We start from the raw sequence: 7,899 nt of genomic DNA on the forward strand, positions 1-7,899 counted from the left end.
AATCAATTTATCGGGCAAAAACGATGTTCGGCTGGCATTTTTGGGTTAGAGAGCTTGCTCACCTTCCCTTTCGGGTTAAGGTTGGCGCCATCCCTCAGACTGGTCAATGACATGAAGCACGAAACCGTCATCAAGCAAGGCACGTCCGTCGCACCGGACGGATTGCCCAAGCCGAGAATCTATTGGGCATGGGCAACCTTGATGGTCGGTTTGACGCTTGCCGTCATCGACGGCACCATTGCCAATGTCGCGCTGCCGACAATCGCCGCCGATTTTTCCGCCGGACCCGCAGCCTCGATCTGGATCGTTAACGGCTATCAGCTCGCTATCGTCATCAGCCTGTTGCCGCTGGCAGCGCTTGGCGAAATCTACGGCTATCGCCGCATCTATCTGGCGGGTGTGACGCTGTTCACCGTCGCATCGGTGGCTTGCGTCTTCGCGCGCTCGCTGGAAACGCTGACCCTCGCGCGCATCGTGCAAGGATTGGGCGCGGCGGGGCTGATGAGCGTCAATACCGCGCTGTTGCGTTATACCGTTCCGCAGGCCAAATTCGGTACGGCCATCGGCCTCAACGCCCTCTTTGTGGCGGTTTCTTCGACCATCGGGCCAACGCTCGCAGGCGTCATCCTGTCCTCGCTGACCTGGCCGTGGCTCTTCGTCATCAATATTCCGCTCGGCATCGCAGCGGTCGCGATGGGCTTACGAACCCTGCCGGAAAATGAGCGCTCGGCGCGCAAGTTCGATGTCGTCAGCGCCATCCTCAGCGCCCTGACCATCGGCCTTCTGATCACGACCATCGACAGTGCTGGCAACGAGGTCAGTCAAACTGTCGTCGTGCTGCAGGCCGTGGCCTGTCTCGTGGCGGGCATTTTGCTGACACGCCGCTCGCTGCGTACCACAGACCCGCTGCTGCCGCTCGATCTGTTGCGCATTCCGGTGTTCACGCTCTCGATCTGCACGTCGATCATGTCGTTCCTCGCGCAGATGATGGCCTTCATCTCGCTGCCGTTCCTGTTTCAGACCGTGTTCGGCTTCAAGCCGATTGAGGTGGGCTTTCTGATGATGCCATGGCCGATTGCGCTGGCATTGGTCGCGCCTTTATCCGGCAAGCTTTCCGACAAATATTCCCCGGCGATACTCGGGCTGCTCGGCCTCATCACTTTTGCTGCCGGGCTGGCGCTGGTCGGCATGTTGCCCGCCCATCCGACGATTGGTGATATTTGCTGGCGCATGGCCATTTGCGGCATCGGCTTCGGTCTGTTCCAAGCGCCGAACAACCGCATGATGATCACCTCGACGCCGCGTGCGCGCTCCGGCGCTGCAAGCGGCATGCTCGGCACCGCTCGTCTGCTCGGCCAGTCTCTGGGCGCTGCCTTCGTGGCGTTCCTGCTGGCGCAATGGGGCGTGGAAGGCTCGCCCTATATCCTGTTCATCGCTTCGGGCTTTGCGCTGTTTGCATCGGTAATCAGCTTTTCGCGCCTCGGCGCTCACCGTTTGGGAGCATGATTTCGTTCATCCACAGCGATGAAAAATTTTCCATCGAAAGGCTCGATTTGCCTGTTGCAATCTGCAAAGCGTTGGTTCATATACCGCCTGCCTGACGGAAACGACTTCCTTCGGAAGCGCTTTCAGGTCGAAACTGGCGCGAGCGGGTGTAGCTCAGGGGTAGAGCACAACCTTGCCAAGGTTGGGGTCGAGGGTTCGAATCCCTTCGCCCGCTCCAGTTTCCAGCAAGGCACACGCAAAATCCCGGCTTCGTTCGGGATTTTTGCTTTTTAGGCCCTCCCCGTCTTCGAGGCGCATTCCGAACCGGAAGCAAACTTATAGAAAATAGGAATGAAGCCCAAACAGGGCTTGGCAGCGGCGCAGCGAACCATTAACACGTTGCAGGTCCCAAAACCGGGCGACCCCTTTTGCCGCAAGCTTTTCTCCGGGGCAGAACGACGCCCCAACACTGAGCCACGAATGACAGACATGCCGACAGAGCGACCCGATATCGACGCGCAAGCCGCCGTCGCGGGAGCCTATAGGCCTTCCTCACGCAAACGCTCCGGTGGCTTTCTGCGCGGCAACTCGCTTCTCGGGCTGATCGTGCGGCGCGTATTGCTCGGTATCGTGTTGCTCTGGGCGATTTCAGTGGTCATTTTCGCGGGCACGCAGATCCTGCCCGGCGACGTGGCAACCGCCATGCTCGGCCAGCAGGCAACCCCGCAGGCCGTCGAAAACATCCGCAAGGAACTCGGCCTTGAGCGACCGGCGATCCAGCGTTACTCCGAATGGCTGGTCAATGCCGTGCAAGGCGATCTCGGTCGCAGCTATTCCAACCGGCAGGACATTGCCAAAAGCATCGCGCCGCGCCTGTCGAACACGCTCTATCTTGCTGCCATGTCGGCGCTGTTCGCGATACCGCTGGCGCTGCTGCTCGGCTTGATTTCCGTTCTCTATGCCGGCACGGTGATCGACCGGGGCATTGCCGTGGCAACGCTTGCCACCATATCGCTGCCGGAATTCTTCGTAGCCTATATTCTGATCGCCTATCTGGCGATCTCGCTCGGCCTGCTGCCATCAAGCGCGCTCGTCACGTCGTCGATGAGCGGCTGGCAGCGTCTGACGGCTGTTGCCCTGCCCTGCATGACGCTGGTGATCGCCGTGACCGGCCATATGGTGCGGATGACGCGCGCCTCGCTTTTGTCCGTCATGTCGTCGCCCTATATCGAGACTGCGCAGCTGAAAGGCCTGCCGCGCTGGCGCATTCTTTTGAAACACGCTTTACCCAATGCGCTGTCGCCGGTCATCAATGTCATTGCGCTGAACCTAGCCTATCTGGTGGTTGGCGTCGTGGTGGTCGAGGTCATCTTCGTTTATCCTGGAATGGGGCAATATATGGTCGATCACGTTGCCAAGCGTGACGTGCCGGTGGTGCAGGCCTGTGGCCTGATCTTTGCCGCCGTCTATATCGGCCTCAACATCATCGCCGATGTTATTGTGATCCTGACCAATCCACGGCTGAGGCACCCGCGATGAAAAAGCGCAAACAGTCTTCGCCGCTGTTGGCGATCATCGGTTTCGGCGGCATCGCCTTCTTCCTGTTCGTCGGCATTTTCGCAGATTTTCTGGCACCGCATCCAATTTCGGAAGTGGTGGGCGCTGTCTGGCAAGGCCCCTCGCCGCAAGCTCTTCTCGGCACCGACAATATTGGTCGCGACCTTCTGTCCCGCGTTATCTGGGGCACGCGGCTAACGCTGTCGATTGCCGCCGCCTCAACCATCGTGGCCTTTGCAATCGGCGTGCCGCTCGGCTTTCTTGCTGCGCTCTCCAAAGGCTGGCCGGACCAGCTTTTGTCACGCACCAACGATCTGCTGATGGCGATCCCGACCCTGATCTTCGCACTGGTGGTACTCGCCGTTCTGCCGAAAAGCGTGTTCGTGCTCATCGCCGTCATGGCCGTGCTGGAAGCGACCCGCGTTTTCCGCGTCAGCCGTGCCATCGCTTTGGATGTGGTCGTGCTGGACTATGTGGAAATCGCGCGGTTGCGCGGCGAGAGCAAAGGCTGGATCATCTTCAACGAAATTCTGCCCAATGCATTGTCGCCACTGCTGGCCGAATTCGGGTTGCGCTTCGTGTTTGCAATCCTGTTCCTGTCCACCCTTTCCTTCCTCGGCCTTGGCGTACAGCCGCCGGTGGCCGACTGGGGCAGTCTGGTAAAAGACAACAAGGACGGGTTGATGTTCGGCGTCTTCGCCGCACTCATTCCCGGCGGCACCATTGCGGCGCTGGCGATCAGCGTCAATTTCGTCGTCGATTGGGTCTTGCAGCGCACATCGAGCCTGAAGCGAGGTGCGCAGGATAATGGCTGAACCTCTGCTCAAAATCACCGCTCTGGAAATCCGCTCCGACGACGGCCTTGTCGTCGATAAGGTCGACCTGACCCTTGCCAAAGGCCGGGTGCTTGGTCTCATCGGCGAATCCGGCGCGGGAAAATCCACCATCGGTCTTGCAGCCCTTGGGCATGCACGCGGCGGCTTGCAGATTACTGGCGGGACCGTGACGCTCGACGGCAGCAACATCCTGTCGCTGTCGCGCAAGGACATGCAGGCCATGCGCGGCAGCCGTGTCGCCTATGTGGCGCAATCGGCAGCCGCTGCCTTCAACCCCGCCCATCGCCTGATCGATCAGGTGATCGAAGCCACGGTCTGGCACGGGCTGATGAAGCGTGCGGAAGCCAGAAAGCGCGCTATAGAACTCTTTGCCATGCTTGGCCTGCCCGACCCGGAGCATTTCGGCGAGCGCTATCCGCATCAGGTATCAGGCGGCCAGTTGCAGCGCGCCATGACCGCCATGGCGCTTTGCCCGAAGCCCGATCTGGTGGTTTTCGACGAACCAACCACGGCGCTCGACGTCACCACCCAGATCGAAGTTCTCATCGCCATCAAGAAGGCGATCGAGAGTACCGGCACGGCAGCGCTTTATATCTCGCACGACCTTGCGGTCGTTGCGCAGATCGCCGACGACATCATGGTGCTGCGCCATGGCCGCATGGTCGAACAAGGTCCCGTCCGCCAGATATTCGACGCGCCGCGCGAAGATTATACGCGCCAGCTGGTTGCCGTGCGCCAGAAGGAAGTGGAAGGCAAGCCACTGGCCGCCGAACCGCTCCTGACCGTCAGCAAGATCAGCGCTGCCTATGACCCGGCCAATCCGGTTCTGAGCGATATCTCGCTGGAGCTGGAAAAGGGCCGTACGCTCGCCATTGTCGGCGAGTCCGGTTCCGGCAAATCGACGCTGGCGCGTGTGGTGTGCGGGCTTCTGCCGCCAATCGCCGGTGAGATTCACTTCGATGGCGCAATCCTGTCGCCGCGCCTTGAAGGCCGGTCGAAGGAAACGCTGCGCAATATCCAGATGATCAGCCAGTTGCCCGATCTGGCGCTCAATCCCCGCCGCACCATTGCCGACATCGTCGGACGCCCGTTGCAGTTCTATTTCGGCATGGGGCGCGCAGACCGGCGCAAGGCCGTGGCCGAACTGATGGATCGCATCGAGCTGCCGCAGGCCGTTCTGGAGCGCTATCCGGCTGAACTTTCCGGCGGCCAGAAGCAACGCGTCTGCATTGCGCGTGCACTTGCCGCACGACCAAAGCTGTTGCTCTGTGACGAACCGACCTCGGCGCTCGATCCGCTAGTGGCTGAAGGGATACTCGATCTCTTGCGCAGGATGCAAAACGAGACCGGCACATCCTATCTCTTTGTGACACACGATCTGGCCATCGTGCGCGCCATTGCCGACAGCATTGCAGTCATGCATCGCGGACAGGTGGTGCGCTATGGCCCGAAGGCCAGTGTGCTAACGCCGCCCTTCGATGACTATACCGGCAAGCTCTTGGCTTCCGTTCCGCAAATGGAACCCGGCTGGCTCGACGGCATCATTGCCGGACGAGAGCTGCACGGCACAGAATAATCTCTGAAAGGACACGACATTATGAGCAAGAAGGCAATCATTCTCGACGGCGGCATGGGCCGCGAGCTGGAGCGCGTCGGCGCGCCGTTCCGCCAGCCGGAGTGGTCGGCGCTTGCCTTGATCGAAGGCCCGCAATTCGTGCGTGAAGTGCATGACGGTTATATTGCCGCCGGTGCCGACGTCATCACCACCAACAGCTACGCCGTGGTGCCGTTCCATATCGGCGAAGAGCGCTTTGCCGCCGAGGGTCTCAAACTTGCAGCCCTTTCCGGCACGATTGCCCGCGAAGCCGCCGATGCCTCCGACCGCGACGTGAAGGTGGCAGGTTCGCTGCCGCCGGTTTTCGGCTCCTACCAGCCGGACCTGTTCGACCCGGCGCGTGCGGGCGAACTGCTCGGCGTTCTGGTTGACGGTCTTGCGCCATCAGTCGATCTCTGGCTGGCTGAGACCCAGAGCAGCCTCGCGGAAGTGAAAGCCGCTCATGAAGCCACGCGCGGCACCGGTAAGCCGCTCTGGGTGTCCTATACGCTGCGCGATGATGTTGCGCCGGAAGATATGGGCGAGGCCCAGCTTCGTTCAGGCGAAACCGTCGCTGAAGGTGCGCGTCTTGCCGCCGAGCTCGGCGCAGAAGCGCTGCTGTTCAATTGCGCCATGCCCGAAGTGATGGACGCCGCCATTCTGGCAGCAAAGAACGTCTTCGATGAACTCGGCAAGGACATTCCGGTTGGGGTTTATGCCAATGCATTTCCATCCCAGCAGGGCGACGAAGAAGCCAATGCGACGGTGACGGAAGTACGCACCGATCTCGATCCGGATGCCTATGGCAGCTGGGCGAAGCGCTGGGTGAAGAACGGCGCAGGCATTATCGGCGGTTGCTGCGGTATCGGCACCAATCACATCCATGCTTTGTCGAGCAAATATCTCTGCGCGTGATCTCGCGCTTCATCTCAAAAGAAAAAGGCGGCCAAAATGGCCGCCTTTTTTGCATCAGGAAAGAATACGGATCGCCGCCAGCGAAAGCGCAACGACACCATTTTTAATGGAGCGTTCGTCGGGCTGATAATCGGAATTGTGCAGCTTGTCGTTACGGCCTTCCTGCGATGCACCGATGCCCAGCTGGAACGACGGCACCTTCTCAGCCACCAGGGCGAAGTCTTCCGAACCGAGGCTGCCGCCGCGCTTGAAATAGACATCGCCATAATGTTCGCGAATGGCCGCGCCCGTCGTTTCGATCAAATAAGGATCGGACACCATTGACGGCACGCCACGCACATAATTGATTTCGCAGCGCACCCGCATCGAGGCTTCAAGCCCTGCGCAGATGCGCCGCACTGCGGCCTCGACCACATTGCGCGTCGCGGCATCCTGACAACGAACCGTGCCCATCAGCGTCACCGCATCCGGGATGATATTATGCGTGTGTCCGCCATGGATCGAGCCGATGGTCAGCACAGCGGTGTGCATCGGGTCGACTTCCCGCGACACCACGGTCTGCAACTGATTGATCAGCTGCGCCGTCGCGACAATCGGATCGACCGCCTGATGCGGACGCGCCGCATGGCCGGAAGCCGCATGAACGGTGATGTCGAACTCGTCCGAAGAACCGTTGGCCACGCCTTCTACAAAAGTGAAGGTGCCGGTTGGTTCTTCAGGCTGGTTATGAAAACCGAGCGCATAGTCAACACCGTCCAGAATACCGTCAGCAATCATGGCGCGGGCGCCGCTTTCCAGCGTTTCTTCGGCTGGCTGGAACATCAACTTCACATTACCACTGAGACGCGGCGCGATTTCCTTGAGTACGCTGCCTATGCCGATCAGTGTCGCCGTATGGAGATCATGACCGCAGGCATGCATCTTGCCCTGATGCGTGCTGGCAAAAGGCAGGCCAGTTTGCTCCTCGATGGGCAGCGCATCCATGTCGGCGCGGATAACCAGCGTCGGTCCAGGACGCCCACCTTTGATCAACCCGACAACACCTGTACGTCCCACGCCCGTCTGATGCTCAATGCCCAGACGCTCCAGCTCGCGCGCTACGACACCAGCCGTCCGCTCCACATCGAAACCGGTTTCCGGATGGGCGTGGATATCGCGACGAATCTCAATCAGATTCGGCTCCGCCTTGTCCGAGAGTTGCTGAATGAGCGAGGAAAGATCGTTGAGGCCGTGGCCGGTGGTATGCGTGGTCATAGTGCTTGTCCAATTAGGGCATAACCGGTCCCCATCGGAAGGAGAACTATAAGATTATGCATCTTGAGGTGTGATACCTATCACCGGCTTATCGCGGTTCGTACCGGTCTAACAAGGTAAAACTTCACATCCTCGACCGCTGCTGCCCTCCCCTTCCTTTATTCACCCTTAGAACGCGGAAAGCCCCGCATTGTTTATGCGGGGCTTTTGTGATGATTTGGTTGCGGGGGCAGGATTTGAACCTGCGGCCTTCAGGTT

At 59.9% G+C, this 7,899-nt stretch carries 6 protein-coding genes and 1 tRNA gene; 6 read left to right on the plus strand and 1 reads right to left on the minus strand.

Going from position 1 to position 7,899, the window contains the following annotated elements:
- Window positions 1–111 precede the first annotated feature (111 nt).
- From D8666_RS17635 to D8666_RS17660, 6 genes are all read left to right on the plus strand, one after another.
- Window positions 112–1,506 (plus strand): MFS transporter, encoded by a 1,395-nt coding sequence (locus D8666_RS17635; RefSeq protein ID WP_121538877.1) that lies wholly within the window; start codon window positions 112–114, stop codon window positions 1,504–1,506.
- A 142-nt stretch (window positions 1,507–1,648) separates the two neighbouring features.
- Window positions 1,649–1,723 (plus strand) — tRNA-Gly (locus tag D8666_RS17640).
- A 251-nt stretch (window positions 1,724–1,974) separates the two neighbouring features.
- Window positions 1,975–3,024, plus strand: a complete 1,050-nt coding sequence (locus D8666_RS17645; protein WP_121538886.1) for an ABC transporter permease — start codon at window positions 1,975–1,977, stop codon at window positions 3,022–3,024.
- A complete protein-coding gene (locus tag D8666_RS17650) occupies window positions 3,021–3,857 on the plus strand; it encodes an ABC transporter permease (RefSeq protein WP_121538878.1) in 837 nt (278 codons plus the stop codon). The genes D8666_RS17645 and D8666_RS17650 overlap by 4 nt, the downstream gene beginning before the upstream one ends.
- Window positions 3,850–5,454 (plus strand): ABC transporter ATP-binding protein, encoded by a 1,605-nt coding sequence (locus D8666_RS17655; protein ID WP_121538879.1) that lies wholly within the window; start codon window positions 3,850–3,852, stop codon window positions 5,452–5,454. The genes D8666_RS17650 and D8666_RS17655 overlap by 8 nt, the downstream gene beginning before the upstream one ends.
- A gap of 21 nt (window positions 5,455–5,475) precedes the next feature.
- Entirely contained in the window at window positions 5,476–6,387 is a 912-nt protein-coding gene (locus D8666_RS17660) for a homocysteine S-methyltransferase family protein (protein ID WP_121538880.1), read from the plus strand.
- Between the two features lie 54 nt (window positions 6,388–6,441).
- Here D8666_RS17660 and D8666_RS17665 read toward each other — a convergent pair whose 3' ends face one another.
- On the minus strand, window positions 6,442–7,641 hold the full coding sequence (locus D8666_RS17665) for a M20 metallopeptidase family protein (protein ID WP_121538881.1): 1,200 nt from the start codon (window positions 7,639–7,641) through the stop codon (window positions 6,442–6,444).
- Window positions 7,642–7,899 lie beyond the last annotated feature (258 nt).

The sequence above is a fragment of the Ochrobactrum soli genome (assembly GCF_003664555.1).
GTDB lineage: Bacteria > Pseudomonadota > Alphaproteobacteria > Rhizobiales > Rhizobiaceae > Brucella > Brucella teleogrylli.

Coding starts and splice junctions, on each gene's coding strand:
- D8666_RS17635 (WP_121538877.1), top strand. CDS start 112: ATGAAGCACGAAACCGTCATCAAGCAAGGCACGTCCGTCGCACCGGAC.
- D8666_RS17645 (WP_121538886.1), top strand. CDS start 1,975: ATGCCGACAGAGCGACCCGATATCGACGCGCAAGCCGCCGTCGCGGGA.
- D8666_RS17650 (WP_121538878.1), top strand. CDS start 3,021: ATGAAAAAGCGCAAACAGTCTTCGCCGCTGTTGGCGATCATCGGTTTC.
- D8666_RS17655 (WP_121538879.1), top strand. CDS start 3,850: ATGGCTGAACCTCTGCTCAAAATCACCGCTCTGGAAATCCGCTCCGAC.
- D8666_RS17660 (WP_121538880.1), top strand. CDS start 5,476: ATGAGCAAGAAGGCAATCATTCTCGACGGCGGCATGGGCCGCGAGCTG.
- D8666_RS17665 (WP_121538881.1), bottom strand. CDS start 7,641: ATGACCACGCATACCACCGGCCACGGCCTCAACGATCTTTCCTCGCTC.